Origin of the sequence: Streptomyces sp. P17 (assembly GCF_032436805.1) — a bacterium.
Taxonomy (GTDB): Bacteria; Actinomycetota; Actinomycetes; order Streptomycetales; family Streptomycetaceae; genus Streptomyces.
In genome coordinates this window covers 1-260 of sequence record NZ_JAVRBF010001051.1, presented here as the reverse complement: position 1 = coordinate 260, position 260 = coordinate 1, and the positions used below count along the sequence as shown (strand labels likewise).

Sequence of the window (260 nt, the reverse complement as noted above, 5' to 3'; positions counted from 1 at the left end):
AGGCCCGCGCCGAAGTAGATCACTTCGATGATTTCCTGTATGACGTTGCTATCCCGCAGAACTGGGATAACCGCATCATTGCGTTCCTTCACCACAAGCCGGAATACCTGAATAACTTCAAGGCTGATAGCCAAGAAGATACGCAGGCTGTGCCTCGCACGTGGGACTTTGCACAGAAGCTTGCTCAGGATTACGACATCTCAATCAACGATGCTCCGCTTTTTGCAGGTGCGTTGGGTGCCTCTGTCGGTGCCGAACTG

At 52.7% G+C, this 260-nt stretch carries 1 protein-coding gene; it reads left to right on the top strand.

Annotated elements, in window-relative coordinates:
- Nucleotides 1-260, top strand: a 260-nt coding sequence (locus RMT89_RS43910; RefSeq protein WP_315889347.1) for a hypothetical protein, incomplete at both ends; no start/stop codon positions are given.